This is a genomic window from Micromonospora sp. H61 (assembly GCF_018070325.1).
Taxonomy (GTDB): Bacteria; Actinomycetota; Actinomycetes; order Mycobacteriales; family Micromonosporaceae; genus Micromonospora; species Micromonospora salmantinae.
The window spans coordinates 1-14,937 of the sequence record NZ_JAGPXY010000049.1 but is presented as its reverse complement, the minus strand read 5'-3'; the positions used below and the strand labels follow the sequence as shown (position 1 = coordinate 14,937).

Sequence of the window (14,937 nt, the reverse complement as noted above, 5' to 3'; positions counted from 1 at the left end):
GTTGAGCGGTGACAACGATGTCAACGGGCAAATGGGAGGATAAACCTCCCGCCGCGCGCCGACCCTGGCCAGTCGATTCGTGGCGTACCGTTGGCGGTTTTGCGGCGCGGACCCGGTCCGTCGCCGATCCTGGCCGTATGTCCCTTTCCTACCCGACGGTGACCAGCTGAGATGACCGACGTGCCCCGATCCGACGCTGTAACGACCCCTGCTCCGGCGGGGTCATCAGACCTGCCCGATCTGGACGAGTTCCTCGTCGACCAGACCCGGACGCTGCTCGACACCGCCCGCCGCTCGGTCCGGCCTGAGGGCGGTTTCTGGTGGCTCACCGACGACCGCACCCCGGATCGCGGCGAACCGGTCCAGACCTGGATCACCTGCCGGATGACCCACGTGGCCGCCCTCGCCCACCGTAACGGCGACCCGGACGCCGCCGCCCTGGTGGACCACGGGATCGCCGCGCTCAGCACGCTGCTGCGCGACGACCAGTACGGCGGCTGGTTCGGCGCGGTGGACCAGCAGGGAGCGCCCGTCAACGACCGCAAGGCCGGCTACGACCACGCGTTCGTCCTGCTCGCCGCCTCCAGCGCCGCGCGCGCCGGACGGTCCGGCGCGGACCGGCTGCTCGCCGACGTGCTCACCGTCGTGCGGGACCGGTTCTGGGACGACGACGCCGGCGCCGTCCGCGAATCGTGGAACCGGGACTGGACGGTCACCGAGGACTACCGGGGCGCCAACAGCAGCATGCACATGGTCGAGGCTTTCCTCGCCGCTGCCGCCGCCACCGGCGACGCGAGCTGGGCCGACCGGGCCCTGCGGATCGCCACCCACCTCGTGCACGGTGAGGCGGCCCGACACGACTGGCGGCTGCCCGAGCACTTCACCACCGACTGGACGCCGCTGCCCGACTACAACCGGGACCAGCCCGCCGACCCGTTCCGGCCGTACGGCTCCACGATCGGGCACTGGCTGGAGTGGGCCCGGCTGCTGCTGGAACTGGAGGCGGTGCTGCCGCAGCCACCCCGCTGGCTGCTCGCCGACGCCCGCGCCCTGTTCGCCGCCGCCGTGCGTCGCGGCTGGGCGGTCGACGGCGCGGATGGCTTCGTCTACACCATCGACTGGGACGACCGGCCGGTGGTGCGCTCGCGGATGCACTGGGTTCTCGCCGAGGCCATCGGTGCGGCGATCACCCTGCACCGCCGCACCGGGGACACGGTCTACCTCGACTGGTACCGGGTCTTCTGGGCGTACGCCCGTCGCAGTCTCATCGATCAGACCGGATGGCGGCACGAGTTGGACGCGCAGAACCTGCCCTCCGACACCGTCTGGCACGGCCGACCGGACGTCTACCACGCCTACCAGGCGGTACTGCTGTCCCGCGCGGCCGACGGGCTCGGCGGCCCCGGCCCGCTCGCACCGGGGGAGGTGACCGCGTGATCGTCGTCGCGGGTGAGGCGCTGATCGACCTCGTCGTCACCGCCGAGGGGCAGCGGGCCGTGCCCGGCGGCTCCCCGGCGAACGTCGCGGTCACCCTGGCCCGGCTCGACCAGCCGGTACGGCTGCTGGCCCGACTCGCCAGCGACGAGTACGGTCGGCAACTCGTCGAGCATCTGAGCGCCAACCGGGTGGACCTGGAGTGGGCGGTACGCGCCGAGGAGCCCACGTCGGTGGCGGTGGCCACCCTGAACGCCGCCGGGCAGGCCAGCTACGAGTTCCGGCTGGCCGGTGCGGCCGACTGGCAGTGGACGCCGCAGGAGCTGCCCGAGCTGGCCGGTTCACCGACGATCGCGCTGCACACCGGATCCCTCGCGCTCGCGTTGGCACCCGGCGCGGACGCGCTGGAGGGCCTGCTCGCCCGGGAACGCCGGCGCGACGGGCTCACCGTCTCCATCGACCTCAACCTGCGCCCGAGCATCGTCACCGATCGGGCGGCGGAGCAGGAGCGGGTACGCCGGCAGATTCGCCTCGCGCACCTGGTGAAGGCCAGCGACGAGGACCTGGCCTGGCTCTACCCGGACCGTTCGGTGGCCGACGTGATGACCGAATGGCGTACGGCCGGCGTGTCCTGCGCCGTGGTGACCCGGGGCGGGGACGGCGCCTGGCTGCTCGCGCCGGACGGCTCGCTGCACGAGGAGCCGGCGGTCCGCACCACAGTGGTCGACACCGTCGGTGCCGGCGACTCGTTCACCGGTGGCCTGCTGGCCGCGCTGGCCGACCTCGACGCGCTCGGTGACCGCCCTGCCGACCGGCTCGCCGGGGTGACCCCGCAACAGTGGGGTGCGGTGCTCCGGCAGGCCGCTACTGTGGCCGCGCTGACCTGCGGCCGTCGGGGTGCCGACCCGCCCCGCCGCTCGGAGGTAGCGGCCCGCCTCACCCCCGCAAACTGACTCCTTTGCTCTGCACCCGCGGATGCGACGGCTACGAGCCGTGACCGACCGTGACCGGTGGTGACCGGTGCGCATGAGGGTGCAGAGCAAAGGAGGGGGCAGGGGGTTGTCGGCCTTGCTCCTCCGGGGCGAGCACGTCCTGCTCAACGCTCGCGGTTCCGCCACCGGATGGGGTGGGCGGGGGTCAGGTGAGGCCGCGGGGTCGGAGCCGCGTGGGGAGCACCGTGGTTGTCGGTGGGGAGTCGTCGCCGGCTATGCGCTCGAACAGCCGTTCTGTGGCGACCCTCGCCAGCTCCCGGGTGTCGTAGGCGACGACGGTCAGCGGTCGGGGCATCAGGTGAGCCAGCTCGAAGTCGTCGAAACCGACCAGCGCGGCGTCACTGCCCCGCCGGTGCAGCTCCTGGAGCGCGCCGACGGTGAGCCGGTTGTTGGCGCAGAAGAACGCGGTGGGCGGCTCCGGAAGGTCGAGCAGCGCGGCGACCGCCCGGCCGGCTTCCTCGGGAGCGATGAGCCGTTCACGGATCAGCGACTCGTCCGGCTCGACTCCGGCGGCGTCCAGCGCTGCCCGTGCCCCGGCCAGACGCTCGCGCATGGTGGGCACGCTCGGCGCGCCGAGCAGCAGCCCCACCCGTCGGTGCCCCTCGTCGAGCAGCGCGCTCACCCCGGCGCGGCTGCCACCCCGGTTGTCCAGCAGCACGGCGTCGGCCTGCAGCCCCTGCGGCGGCCGGTCCAGGAACACCACGGGCATGCCCAGCTCGACCTCGCGGCGCAGGAAGGAGTGGTCGAGGCCCGCCGGCACCACCAGCAGGCCGTCGACCCGGCGCTGGGTGAAGTCCTGGAGCAGGGCGCGTTCCCGCTCCGGGTCCTCCTCCGACGACGCGGTGATCAGCATGGTGCCGTGGGCGGCGGCGATCTCGGCGGCGACACTGGCGATGGTCGCGTAGAACGGGTTGGCGATCTCCTCGATCAGCAGCCCCACTGTGGCGTTGAGCTGCCGGGAGCGCAGGTTACGAGCGATGTCGTTGCGCCGGAAGCCCAGCTCGGCGATGGCGGCCAGCACCCGGCCGACCAACTCCTGCCCCACCGGCTCGTCGTTCACGACCCGGGAGACCGTCTTCAGGCTGACGTCGGCCCGCCGGGCCACGTCGACCATCGTGGGACGCCGACGCACTGTCGGCCGGGTCGGGGTCTGGGTCACGGGGTGGTCCTCCACGGCGGGCGCGGGTCAGCGGTCGAGGGCGGCGAGCGCGTCGACCGCTTTTCGGGCAGCGATGAGCACCGGATCCCACACCGGCGCGTACGGCGGAGCGTAGCCGAGGTCCAGCTGCGTCATATCGTCCACCGTCATGCCGTTCCACAGCGCCACGGCCAGCGAGTCGATCCGTTTGGCCGCCTCGGACCAGCCGACGATCTGCGCGCCGAGCAACCGGCCGCTGGGGCGCTCGGCGATCAGCTTGACGGTCATCGGCCGGGCACCCGGGTAGTAGCCGGCCCGGTTGGTCGACTCGGCGATCACCGAGACGAACTCGAAGCCGGCAGCCGTGGCGTCGCGCTCGCGCAGACCCGTCCGACCCACCTCCAGGTCGCAGACCTTTGTCACCGCCGTGCCGATCACGCCCGTGAAGGTGGCGTACCCGCCACCGATGTTGATTCCGGCGACCCGGCCCTGCTTGTTGGCGTGCGTGCCGAGCGGCACGTGCACCGGCAACCCGCTGATCCGGTGCAGGGTCTCGACGCAGTCGCCGGCCGCCCAGACCCCGGGGTGCCCGGGCACCCGCATCCGCCGGTCCACCCGGATCGCGCCGGTCGGCCCGAGGGGCAGCCCGGCCGCCTCGGCGAGCGCGGCGTTGGGGCGTACGCCCAGACCCATGACCACGACGTCGGTCGGGATCGGCCCCTCGGCGGTGACCACGGCGGACACCCTGCCGTCCCGCTCCTCCAGGCCGGTCACCGGCAGGCTGCCGCGGATCGTGATGCCGAGGCCGCGCATCGCCTCGGCGACCAGCTCGCCCATGTCGCTGTCGACGGTCGACATGGGCTGTTCGCCGGCTTCCACCAGGGTCACCGAGAGGCCGCGTTGGATGAGGGCCTCGGCGATCTCGACGCCGATGTACCCGCCGCCGACCACAACGGCCCGGCGCGGCTGCGGGTCGGCGTCCAGCCAGTCGCGTAGCGCCGCACCGTCGTCGAGGGTCTGCATGCCGAACACGCCGCCCGCGTCGGTGATCGCCCACGACGGTTTCACCGGCACCGCGCCGGTGGCGTACATCAGGTCGTCGAAGCGCTCGCGGACCTCGCCGCCGCCCTTGAGGTCCCGGGCCACCACCTCGCGGCGTTCCAGGTCGATGGCCGTGACCTCGTGGCGCATCCGGACGTCCATCGCGTACTCGGTGCGGAACGTCTCCGGGGTGCGGGCGATCAACGCCTCGGGGCCGGGAACCAGGCCGCTGATCCAGTACGGGATGCCGCACGCCGAGTAGGAGGTGAAGTGGCCCCGCTCGAAGACCACGATTTCCAGGTCGCCACGGTCACGGCGGCGTCTGGCCTGGGACGCCGCCGACATTCCGGCGGCGTCCCCGCCGATGACGATCAGCCGTTGCGCCACGGGTTCATCCTGTCACGCGGTGATCAGCCGCGGGTCTGCCGTGCGACGTCCTGCACCACGTCGGTGAGTCGGCCGGTGCGCTCGAACACCGCGCGCTGCCGCGCCGCGCCGCTGCCGTGCCGGCGCAACCCGCCCAGCAGGTCGGTCACCTCGGCCCAGTCGCCGTGCTGCTCCAGCGCCGGCCGCATCCGCTCCACGAACCGGTCCAACAGTTCCCAGGCTGGGCGCAGCTCACCGTTCGTGACGTCGACGGCTTCACCTTCCAGGCCGTCATGGGCGGCCCGCCAGTGCGCGCCGACCAGTAGGTGGTGGTCGGTCTGCAACGCCGGCCGGCCGGCCTCGACATCCGCCATGGCGGTGGCCACCAGCGCCCGGACCAACGCGGCGACCAGCACCGCGTCGTCCACCGACGGGCAGACGTCGCCGATCCGCAGTTCCACTGTCGGGTACTTCGCCGACAGGCGGGCGTACCAGTAGAGCATCCCCTCGTCGAGCATCACCCCGCTGGAGATCAACTGGCGGATCAGCCGCTGGTAGTGCTCGTGCGACTCCAGGAACGGCGTCGGCGCCACCGACGGCCAGCGCTCCCACTCCACGGAGCGCCAACTGGCGTAGCCGGTGTCCTCGCCCCGGGAGAACGGCGAGTTGGTGGTCACCGCGTGCAGCATCGGCATCCACGGCCGTACGTGGTTGAGCACCTGCACACCGGTGTCCGGGTCGGGCACCCCGACGTGTACGTGCATGCCGTTGTTGCCGGGGCCGGGGACGAGCAGCCGGAACCGCTCGATCATCCGGTCGAAGCGGGGCTTGTCCACCACTGGCGGCACCGGGCCGTCCACCGGGCCGGTGCCGATGGCGAGCAGGCGTACGCCGGCCCGCTCGGCGGCGTCGGAGAGCGCCCGACGCAGTACGCCGAGGGAGTGCCGGATCGACGAGAGTTCCAGGCCGGGCGGGCTGCCGATCTCGATCTGACTGGTCTGGAACTCCCGCTCCACCTGCCCGCGAAGTTCGGCCGGCACCTGCTCCATGACCAGGTCCACGGCCGGAACCGCGGCCCCGGTGTGCGGATCGACGAGCAGGAACTCCTCCTCGACACCCACGGTGAGCAACCCGGTCGCCGCAGCCATCTCGCTGGGCGCCTCCGCCACCTGACCGGTCATCGACATCACCCGTCCGTTCCTACCGTCGCGGTCCGTCCGCGTTGGTCCTTCGTTGGTTACCCAACGTGGCGATGCCGGGAAACGTGGCGGCGGCGCGTCGTGCTCGGGGCGGGCCGCCGGATTCGGCTGGGTGAGGTGACAGCGGGTCCTATGCTGGGCCCGTGCCGGTGCTGCTGGGCTATGTCGGGGTCGCGTGGATGTCCGCGTTCGCCCAGCTCACAGTGCTCGCGGGCCGTCCGGTCGACCTGCTGGCGGGCGCCGCGTTGACCGCCCTGGTGCTGCTCGCGGTGGTGCTGGCGGCCCGGGTGCACGACCGGGCGGGCGTGCCCGGTGCCGGTCGGCGGTGGGCCGGGCTGCAGGCCCGCTCCCGAAGCCGCCGAATGCCTCGCCAGATCGACCCGGATGCGGCCGGTCGTCCTCGTCCCCGTGCTCCGGGGCACCCCTCGGCCGCGTAGCGCCACGCCGCCGCGCGGCCGATCCCGCCGTCACCGGCCCCCCTTGTTGAGCGGACACCGCCCGGGGGAGGGCCTCACCGGAATCGGACCGAGGGGTTTCCCATGCTTGCCTTCGCACCGCTGCACGACGCTGTCGCCGCTGCCGGCAGCGCGCTGTCCTGGCTCACCGAGCCGCTCGAACCACTGGCCGGCGGTGGAGCGACCGCCGCCGCCATCGTGCTCTTCACCATCGTCGTCCGCCTGCTGATCTCGCCGCTGACCGTCGCGCAGGTCCGCGGCGAGCGGCGCCGCGCGGCGCTCGCCCCGCAGGTGCGTGACCTTCAGAAGCGGTACGCGGACGACCCGGCGACGCTTCAGCGGGAGGTGTTCACGTTGTACCGCGAGGCCGGCGCGAACCCGATCGCCGGCTGCCTGCCGCTGCTCATCCAGGCACCGTTCCTGCTGGTGCTGTACCGGTTGTTCAGCACCAGTGAGGGTGGCACCGGGTTGCTGGACGAGCGGTTGGCCGGGGTGCCACTGGGTCACCATCTCAGCGACGGGCTGGCCGGTGCGGCCGGACCGCTGTTCGGCGTACTGCTGGTGGTGTTGCTGGTGGTGGCCTGGTGGTCGTCGCGGCGGGCCCGGCGGGCGTCGGCGGCGGTGGGCACGGTGGCCGGTACGCCGACCGAGGGACCGGGGGCGGCCACGCTCGGCCGGCTGCTGCCCCTGCTGCCGTTCACGACAGTGCTGGTGGCGCTGGTGCTGCCGCTCGCCGCGGTGATCTACCTGGTGACCACCAGCGTGTGGTCGGCTCTTGAGCAGGCGGTGCTCCGCCGCCCGCAGGCGGTCTCGACGCGCCCTCTGGACAGAAACAGTTAACTGTCTTAATAATTGGCAGCAACGTTGACGTCCATAAATGCCCGTCCGGGCCCGGAGGGTCGCATGAAACGCTCCAGATCGCTTGTCCTGTCCCTCGTCGCCGCCCTCGCGGCGACACTCGGCGCGGCCTGGGTGGCGCTGCCCGCGTACGCCGCCGGCGCCACCGCCAGCTTCGTCAAGACCGCCGATTGGGGCTCCGGCTGGGAGGGGAAGTACACCATCACCAACGGCGGCAGCTCGACCATCAACGGCTGGAGCCTCGCCTTCGACCTGCCGTCCGGCACCACCCTCGGCAGCTACTGGGACGCGTTGCTCAGCTCGTCCGGCCAGCGGCACACCTTCACCAACCGATCCTGGAACGGCACGATCGCCCCCGGCGCGTCGGTCTCCTTCGGCTTCCTGGCCAGCGGCTCCGGCTCACCGGGCGGCTGCCAGCTCAACGGCGCGTCCTGCGGCGGCGGCACCCCACCCACCACGCCGCCACCCACCACGCCGCCACCCACCACCCCGCCGACAACGCCCCCGCCGACCGACCCGCCCACCGGTGGGTTGCCGAAACACCTGCTCACCGGGTACTGGCACAACTTCGACAACCCCGCCGTCGAGCTGCGGCTACGCGACGTCCCCGCCGAATACGACCTGGTGGCGGTCGCCTTCGCCGAGGCCACCGCGACTCCCGGCGCGCTCACCTTCGGCGTCGACCCCGGGCTGGCCGCCGCGCTCGGCGGCTACACCGACGCGGACTTCACCGCCGACGTCCGCACCCTGCACAGCCGGGGCAAGCGGGTGATCCTCTCCGTCGGTGGTGAGACCGGCCGGGTCACAGTGAACAACGCCGCCTCGGCCACCGCGTTCGCCGACACGGCCGCCGCGTTGATCGCCCGGTACGGCTTCGACGGGATCGACATCGACCTGGAGAACGGGCTCAACCCCACGTACATGGCGCAGGCGTTGCGAGCGCTGCGGGCCAATGTCGGGTCGGGGCTGATCATCGCGATGGCGCCGCAGACCATCGACATGCAGAACCCGGCCGGTGGCTACTTCAAGCTGGCGCTCGACATCAGGGACATCCTCACCGTCGTCAACACCCAGTACTACAACTCCGGCGCGATGCTCGGCTGCGACCAGAACGCCGCATACGGCCAGGGCACCGTGAACTTCATCGTCGCGTTGGCCTGCATCCAGTTGGAGGCCGGGCTCCGCCCCGACCAGGTCGGCCTCGGCCTGCCCGCCGGAGCGGGGGCGGCCGGCGGCGGCATCGTCGCGCCCAGCGTGGTCAACGCCGCCCTGGACTGTCTGGCCCGGGGCACCAACTGCGGCAGCTTCCGCCCACCGCGCACCTACCCTGGCATCCGGGGCGCGATGACCTGGTCGGTGAACTGGGACGTCAGCAACGGCAACGGCTTCGCCAACACGGTGGGCCCGCACCTGGACACCCTGCCCTGAGCGCGCTCGCCGGCGTCCGGTCAGGACGCCGGCGGTAGGCGGTAACGCGGATCAGCGACCGGCGGTCACCGACCGCCGGTCGTCGCGACCCCGACGCTTGCGAACCTTACGGATCGCCCAACTGGCCACCATCACGACGAAGACCGCGGCGATCGCGTAGTTGAACCAGTCGCTGTAGCGCTCGACGTCCTGCCAACGGCGCCCGAGCGCGTAACCCGCGCCCACGATGAGACCGTTCCACACCCCGCTGCCGATGGTGGTGAGCAGGATGAACTCACCCAGCGGCATCCGGTTGGCCCCGGCCGGCACGGAGACCAGGCTGCGGACCACCGGCACCACCCGGCCGATCAGCACCGCCCACCGGCCGTGCCGCTCGAACCACTTGTCGGCCTTCTCCAGGTCGTCGCTGTCCACCAAGGGGATGTGGTCCAACCAGCGCTTGAGCCGTTCCTCGCCCAGCGCCGCGCCCAGCCAGTAGAGCACCAACGCGCCCACCAGCGAGCCGACCGTCGCGGCCAGCACCACGAGGAAGACGTTGAACTCGCCCTCGTGCGCCAGGAAACCGGCGAGCGCCAGCACGATCTCACTGGGGATCGGCGGAACGATGCTCTCCAGCGCCACCAGCAGCGCCACTCCGACCGGACCCATCGCCTCGATCACCGAGGCCACCCAGCCGGTCAACCCGGTGAACTCGGACGGGTCGCCAGCCTGGGCGTACGCCATGGGTCGTCCTTCCGGTCGGCTTTCGGGGATCGGAGGGTCATACCCGGCGGGGCCCGAACTACACCTGCGCTCAGTGCTCCGGGTGCAGCGCGGTGTCCGCCGGCCCCTGTCGCCAGCCAGTGAACACCACTGTCAGGCCGGCGCGGGACGGCGCGCAGCAGAACGGGCCCGCGATGGCCTCGGCCGTCGGGTCCAGCGGGGCGAGCCGGACCAGTCGCCACGGCTCGTCGTCGACCCGGGCGCGGACGGTCAGCGCGTCACCGGCCCGGCTCACCCGGACGGTCACCTCCCGGCCCGCCCACTCCGGCACCGGCCCCACCGACCAGTCGGAGAACTCCCGGGTCACCACCGCGCCGAGCTGCGCCTCGCCGTCGCTCACCTCCACGCCCGCCTTGGTCCAGGTCCGTTCGTCGACGCGGACGAACGCACCGGCCTGGTCGAACTGGGCCGAGAAGTCGAGCCGGAAGCTCACCTCCATGGCGGCACCCACCGGCAGCGGCGCCAGCAGCGCCGGGCCGTTGTCGTGCACGAAGCCGTAGCTGGTCCGCCGCCAGAAGTCGCTCTCCGCCGCCGGCTCGACGATCAACTCGCCGGCCGGGCCCTCCTCGACGCGTACCGGCGGGTGCAGCCAGCTGCCCCGGGACCAGTCCAACAGTTCGCTCGGCGGTACGAGGTCGTTCTCCATGGCGGCACGGTAGCCAACGCCACCCCGCGCCCGCCGCCCGCCGGGCGGGTTTGCCGCGGTGATCGAACGGAGATGTTCCTCCGGCATGGGTGACCGTTGGTATTCCGAAGCCGTCGTCTACTGCCTCGACATCGACACGTACGCCGACTCCGACGGCGACGGGGTCGGTGACATCCGTGGGCTGATCGGGAGGTTGGACTACCTGGCCCGGCTCGGGGTGACCTGCCTGTGGCTGCACCCGATCCACCCGTCGCCCAACCGCGACGACGGCTACGACGCCACCGACTTCTACAACGTGGACCCGCGCTTCGGCACCCTGGGCGACTTCGCCGAGCTGCTGCACCAGGCGCAGAACCGGGGCATCCGCGTGATCATCGACCTGGTGGTCAACCACACCTCGGACGAGCACCCGTGGTTCCAGTCCGCCCGCTCCTCGCCGGACTCGCCCTACCGGGACTGGTACGTCTGGTCCGACACCGAGCCGGACGACAGGCACCAGGGCATGGTCTTTCCCGGCGAGCAGGACGAGACCTGGAGCTACGACCGGACCGCCAAGGCGTGGTTCTACCACCGGTTCTACAAGTTCCAGCCGGACCTCAACTTCGCCAATCCGCAGGTCCGGGACGAGATCAAGAAGATCATGTCGTTCTGGCTCCAGCTCGGCGTCTCCGGCTTCCGGATGGACGCGGTGCCGTTCATCATCGAGCTGACCGAACCGGGCAACCCGAACTCCCCGAAGGACTTCGAGTTCCTGACCGAGATGCGCCAACACGTCCAGTGGCGCCGCGGCGACGCCGTCCTGCTGGCCGAGGCGAACGTCGAACCGGACCAGCTACCGACGTTCTTCGGCGACGCCAGCGGTTCCGGCAACCGGATCCACATGCTCTTCGACTTCATGCTCAACGGGCGACTCATGCTCTCCCTGGCCCGCCAGGACCCGGAGCAGTTGATCGACGCGTTGCACGACACCCCGAAGCTGCCGGTCGGTGGGCAGTGGGCCACCTTCCTGCGCAACCACGACGAGATCGACCTGTCCCGGCTGACTACCGAACAGCGCAACCAGGTGTACGCGGAGTTCGGCCCGGACGAGAACATGCGCATCTACGACCGGGGCATCCGTCGCCGGCTCGCCCCGATGCTCGGCAACGACCGGCGGCGCATCGAGCTGGCGTACGCCCTGCAGTTCTCGATGCGCGGCACGCCGGTGCTGCGATACGGCGAGGAGATCGGGATGGGTGAGGACCTGTCGCTGCGCGGCCGGGACTCGATCCGTACCCCGATGCAGTGGTCGTACCAGCCGAACTCCGGCTTCTCCACGGCGGACCCGGAGAAGCTGGTCCGCCCGGTCATCGACAAGGGTGAGTTCGGCTACCAGACGGTGAACGTCACCGCCCAGCGGGGCGACCCGAAGTCACTGCTCGCCTGGTTCGAGCGCATGATCCGTACGCTGCGGGAGGCGCCGGAGATCGGCTCCGGCTCGACCAGCCACATCGACGTGCCGGTGCCGCCCGGCGTGCTGACGCACCGGGCGGACGGGCCGACCGGGACGATGGTCTTCGTGCACAACCTGGGCACCGACGACGTCGAGGTGGATCTCAGCAGCCTCGAACCGGAGGCCGACCTGCCGATCGACGTGCTCGCCGACCGTGGCTACGGAGAGTTGGGCAAGCTCGGCGCGGTGAAGGTCTCCGGCCACGGATACCGGTGGATTCGCCTATGCCGGGGGTCGGCCTGTTGAGGTTAAGCTCCTCCGATCGACCCCAAGTTACCGGGAGGTAATCATGTCGGAGGAGTCCCGCGTCGCCATCGTCACCGGAGCCGCACGCGGCATCGGCGCGGCCACCGCCCGACGGCTGGCCGCCGACGGAATGGCAGTCGCCGTGGTCGACATCGAGGAGGCGGCCACGAAGGAGACGGTGGACGCCATCGCCGGTACCGGTGGCCGGGCGCTCGGGGTGGGCGCCGACGTGTCCGACCGGGACCAGGTCGAGGCGGCGGTGAGCCGCGTCGCCGCCGAGCTGGGCGCGCCCACCGTGCTGGTCAACAACGCCGGTGTGCTCCGCGACAACCTGCTGTTCAAGATGACCAACGCCGACTGGGACACGGTGATGGGGGTGCACCTGCGCGGCGCGTTCCTGTTCAGCCAGGCCGCCCAGAAGCACATGGTGGACCGGAAGTGGGGGCGGATCGTCAACCTCTCCAGCACCTCCGCGCTGGGCAACCGGGGCCAGGCGAACTACGCCGCCGCCAAGGCCGGTCTACAGGGCTTCACCAAGACGCTCGCCATCGAGCTGGGTCCGTTCGGGGTGACAGTGAACGCTGTCGCGCCCGGCTTCATCGTCACCGACATGACCGCGGCCACCGCCGCCCGCATGAAGGTCGACTTCGACGACTTCCAGAAGCACGCCGCCGCCGAGATCCCGGTCCGCCGCCCGGGGCGGCCGGAGGACGTCGCGCACACCATCTCGTTCCTGGCGAGCGAGGGCGCGGGCTTCGTCTCCGGTCAGGTCATCTATGTCGCGGGCGGCCCACGGGACTGACCCGTACTCCCGACGAGGGCGCTCCGGCAGGTGGGCCGGCGCCCTCGTCGCCGGGCCTCGTCGCCGGGTCAGCCGGGTCGGCACCGGGTCAGCCGGTTGAGCGGCGGGTCAGGCGGGGGCGCGGCGGGTGCGCCAGAGCCAGATCAGGCCGAGCACCGGCAGCACCAGTGGGATGTAGCCGTACCCGCTGCCGAACTGCGACCAGACCGTCTCGTCCGGAAAGAGGTCCTTGTCGACCAGGCTCAGGATGCCGACCGCGACCACCCCGACCAGCTCCACCGAGCAGCACGCCAGCGCGACCCGACGGCCGGTGTGACCGGCGCGGGCCAACCCCACCGCCGCCACGATGTAGATGAGCGCGGCCACCCCGGAGAGCAGGTACGCCACCGGCGCCTCGTCGAACTTGGTGGCGAGCTGCAGGCCCGCCCGACTCGTCGCCGCGATCGCGAAGAGCAGGTAGACCGCGATCAGCAGCCGACCCGGGCCGGAGTTCGTGCGCTGCCGAGCCGGTCCTGTCTCAACCACCGAGCATCTCCCAGGTCTGCTGCAACCGGACCACCACCACCGGGGTCACCAGGCAGACCGCGCACACGATCGCCGAACCCCAGCGGGTCGGTTCCATCCGGGCCAGCACCCAGGCCAGTGGCGGCAGGCACACCAGCGTGACCAGGTAGCCGAAGAACGCGCCGGGCTCGCCGGGCCGATCCCCGCCGCCGACCGCGACGAGCGCCAGCACGCTCAACACCAACAACGCCACTTCGAGTACGGCCAGACCGACGAACTGCACCCGGTCCGGCGGTCGGTGGCGTACCGCCGCCACCAGCGCCCACACCGCCACGAGCAGCGACAGCACGATCGGCACTGTCGCGACGATCCCGTCCACCGGCGAATCGGCGCCCACGCTGGTCACCGGCGCCACCCGGTCGTTGCCTCGGTCACCGGCACAGCCTACTAACCGTCGTAGTAAAGGGGTGCCCTGCCTCTCCGCGTGTGACGCGCACCCGTCCAGGGGTCCGCAGCCCCGGTGCCACGCTTCTCGGACGGGGTCAGCCGCCTGCTTGCAGCCAGGAGACGGAGACGGCGAGGAGCGGGTCCGGTCCGTCGTTGTGAATCTGGAAATGAAGGTGAGCTGCTTCGATTGGTCGAACCCGCCGCCGTCATGGCCGCCCGGGCGACTAGCGTGGATCACGTCCGTGGCGTTGTCGCGGTGCGGGGAAACAGCGGAGGTACACGTGCTGCGGTTCGGCTTGTTCGGCACCGGTCACTGGGCGATCGAGACGCACGGGAAGGCGCTGCACGCCCATCCCGACGCGGAGTTGGTCGGGGTGTGGGGCCGCAATCCGGAGCGGGCCTCCGCGCTGGCCGAGCGGTACGGCGTGCCCGCCTACGCCGACGTCGACGCGCTGATCGAGCAGTGCGAGGCGATCGCCGTCGCCCTGCCGCCGGACATCCAGGCCGACATCGCGGTCCGGGCCGCCCGCGCCGGCCGCCACCTGCTGCTGGACAAGCCGCTGGCGCTCAGCGTGGCCGACGCCGACCGGGTCGTGGCCGCCGCCGAGGAGTCCGGGGTCGCCTCGGTCGTCTTCTTCACCCAGCGGTTCCAGCCGAACGTGACCACGTTCCTCGCCGCCACCGCCGCCGCCGGGGGCTGGCAGCACGGCCGGACCACCGCGTTCGCCTCGATCTTCCAGGACGGCAGCCCGTACGGCGGCTCGTTGTGGCGTCGGGAGCACGGTGCGCTCTGGGACATCGCCCCGCACGCGCTCTCGATCCTCCTGCCGGTGCTGGGCCGGGTGACGCGGGTGGCGGCAATGGACGGACCGAACGGGATGGTGCATCTGCTGCTCACCCACGAGGGCGGTGCCACGAGCAGCGCCTCGCTCTCCCTGGATGCCCCGACCGAGTCGATGGCCCGGGAGTTCGTGTTCTACGGCGAGAACGGCATCGAGAACGTCCCGTTCGGCGAGAACGACGCCGCCACCGCGTTCGGCGTCGCCATCGACCAGCTGGTCGAGCAGGTGCGGGCCGGCACCCGGGACCACCGCTGCGACGTCCGCTTCGGCCGCGAGGTCGTCACC

At 71.6% G+C, this 14,937-nt stretch carries 15 protein-coding genes; 8 read left to right on the top strand and 7 right to left on the bottom strand.

The window, feature by feature from the left end:
- Window positions 1-171 precede the first annotated feature (171 nt).
- On the top strand, window positions 172-1,437 hold the full coding sequence (locus KBX08_RS22335) for an AGE family epimerase/isomerase (RefSeq protein ID WP_210785365.1): 1,266 nt from the start codon (window positions 172-174) through the stop codon (window positions 1,435-1,437).
- Window positions 1,434-2,387: a carbohydrate kinase gene (locus tag KBX08_RS22330; protein ID WP_210785364.1), complete on the top strand. Its 954-nt coding sequence runs from the start codon at window positions 1,434-1,436 to the stop codon at window positions 2,385-2,387. Before KBX08_RS22335 ends, KBX08_RS22330 begins: the two co-directional genes overlap by 4 nt.
- A gap of 184 nt (window positions 2,388-2,571) precedes the next feature.
- On the opposite strand, the gene KBX08_RS22325 is transcribed toward KBX08_RS22330, so the two are convergent.
- The 3 genes from KBX08_RS22325 to KBX08_RS22315 all read right to left on the bottom strand — a co-directional run bounded on the left by KBX08_RS22325 (window position 2,572) and on the right by KBX08_RS22315 (window position 6,158).
- Window positions 2,572-3,540, bottom strand: coding sequence for a LacI family DNA-binding transcriptional regulator (locus tag KBX08_RS22325; RefSeq protein WP_210785390.1), 969 nt, complete (start codon window positions 3,538-3,540; stop codon window positions 2,572-2,574).
- 72 nt (window positions 3,541-3,612) lie between these two features.
- A complete protein-coding gene (locus tag KBX08_RS22320) occupies window positions 3,613-4,992 on the bottom strand; it encodes an FAD-dependent oxidoreductase (RefSeq protein WP_210785363.1) in 1,380 nt (459 codons plus the stop codon).
- A 23-nt stretch (window positions 4,993-5,015) separates the two neighbouring features.
- Window positions 5,016-6,158 (bottom strand): glutamate--cysteine ligase, encoded by a 1,143-nt coding sequence (locus KBX08_RS22315; RefSeq protein WP_374101964.1) that lies wholly within the window; start codon window positions 6,156-6,158, stop codon window positions 5,016-5,018.
- Window positions 6,159-6,313: 155 nt separating this feature from the next.
- On the opposite strand from KBX08_RS22315, the gene KBX08_RS22310 reads away from it, so the two are divergent.
- The 3 genes from KBX08_RS22310 (at window position 6,314) to KBX08_RS22300 (ending at window position 8,911) form a co-directional block, all read left to right on the top strand.
- The gene (locus tag KBX08_RS22310) at window positions 6,314-6,607 is read left to right on the top strand and encodes a DUF6412 domain-containing protein (protein ID WP_307850605.1); all 294 of its coding nucleotides are present in this window, start codon (window positions 6,314-6,316) and stop codon (window positions 6,605-6,607) included.
- Between the two features lie 102 nt (window positions 6,608-6,709).
- Window positions 6,710-7,465: a YidC/Oxa1 family membrane protein insertase gene (locus KBX08_RS22305; RefSeq protein WP_210785361.1), complete on the top strand. Its 756-nt coding sequence runs from the start codon at window positions 6,710-6,712 to the stop codon at window positions 7,463-7,465.
- A 63-nt stretch (window positions 7,466-7,528) separates the two neighbouring features.
- A complete protein-coding gene (locus KBX08_RS22300; RefSeq protein WP_210785360.1) occupies window positions 7,529-8,911 on the top strand; it encodes a chitinase in 1,383 nt (460 codons plus the stop codon).
- 51 nt (window positions 8,912-8,962) lie between these two features.
- Here the strand turns inward: KBX08_RS22300 and KBX08_RS22295 are convergent, their stop codons facing one another.
- Window positions 8,963-9,634 (bottom strand): DedA family protein, encoded by a 672-nt coding sequence (locus KBX08_RS22295; protein ID WP_210785359.1) that lies wholly within the window; start codon window positions 9,632-9,634, stop codon window positions 8,963-8,965.
- A gap of 70 nt (window positions 9,635-9,704) precedes the next feature.
- Complete coding sequence (locus KBX08_RS22290) at window positions 9,705-10,319, bottom strand: DUF1349 domain-containing protein (RefSeq protein WP_210785358.1); 615 nt, start codon at window positions 10,317-10,319, stop codon at window positions 9,705-9,707.
- Window positions 10,320-10,404: 85 nt separating this feature from the next.
- On the opposite strand from KBX08_RS22290, the gene KBX08_RS22285 reads away from it, so the two are divergent.
- Both KBX08_RS22285 and fabG read left to right on the top strand, forming a co-directional pair.
- Window positions 10,405-12,057, top strand: a complete 1,653-nt coding sequence (locus tag KBX08_RS22285; RefSeq protein WP_210785357.1) for an alpha-amylase family protein — start codon at window positions 10,405-10,407, stop codon at window positions 12,055-12,057.
- Between the two features lie 43 nt (window positions 12,058-12,100).
- Entirely contained in the window at window positions 12,101-12,859 is a 759-nt protein-coding gene (gene fabG, locus KBX08_RS22280; RefSeq protein WP_210785356.1) for a 3-oxoacyl-ACP reductase FabG, read from the top strand.
- A 108-nt stretch (window positions 12,860-12,967) separates the two neighbouring features.
- On the opposite strand, the gene KBX08_RS22275 is transcribed toward fabG, so the two are convergent.
- A complete protein-coding gene (locus tag KBX08_RS22275; protein ID WP_210785355.1) occupies window positions 12,968-13,384 on the bottom strand; it encodes a hypothetical protein in 417 nt (138 codons plus the stop codon).
- On the bottom strand, window positions 13,377-13,769 hold the full coding sequence (locus KBX08_RS22270) for a hypothetical protein (RefSeq protein WP_210785354.1): 393 nt from the start codon (window positions 13,767-13,769) through the stop codon (window positions 13,377-13,379). Before KBX08_RS22270 ends, KBX08_RS22275 begins: the two co-directional genes overlap by 8 nt.
- Before the next feature lie 322 nt (window positions 13,770-14,091).
- Between KBX08_RS22270 and KBX08_RS22265 the strand changes: the two genes are divergently transcribed.
- A partial coding sequence (locus tag KBX08_RS22265; protein ID WP_307850604.1) for a Gfo/Idh/MocA family oxidoreductase occupies window positions 14,092-14,937 on the top strand: 846 nt, incomplete at its 3' end.

Coding starts and splice junctions, on each gene's coding strand:
- KBX08_RS22290 (WP_210785358.1), bottom strand. CDS start 10,319: ATGGAGAACGACCTCGTACCGCCGAGCGAACTGTTGGACTGGTCCCGG.
- KBX08_RS22300 (WP_210785360.1), top strand. CDS start 7,529: ATGAAACGCTCCAGATCGCTTGTCCTGTCCCTCGTCGCCGCCCTCGCG.
- fabG (WP_210785356.1), top strand. CDS start 12,101: ATGTCGGAGGAGTCCCGCGTCGCCATCGTCACCGGAGCCGCACGCGGC.
- KBX08_RS22295 (WP_210785359.1), bottom strand. CDS start 9,634: ATGGCGTACGCCCAGGCTGGCGACCCGTCCGAGTTCACCGGGTTGACC.
- KBX08_RS22315 (WP_374101964.1), bottom strand. CDS start 6,158: ATGTCGATGACCGGTCAGGTGGCGGAGGCGCCCAGCGAGATGGCTGCG.
- KBX08_RS22335 (WP_210785365.1), top strand. CDS start 172: ATGACCGACGTGCCCCGATCCGACGCTGTAACGACCCCTGCTCCGGCG.
- KBX08_RS22305 (WP_210785361.1), top strand. CDS start 6,710: ATGCTTGCCTTCGCACCGCTGCACGACGCTGTCGCCGCTGCCGGCAGC.
- KBX08_RS22285 (WP_210785357.1), top strand. CDS start 10,405: ATGGGTGACCGTTGGTATTCCGAAGCCGTCGTCTACTGCCTCGACATC.
- KBX08_RS22325 (WP_210785390.1), bottom strand. CDS start 3,540: ATGGTCGACGTGGCCCGGCGGGCCGACGTCAGCCTGAAGACGGTCTCC.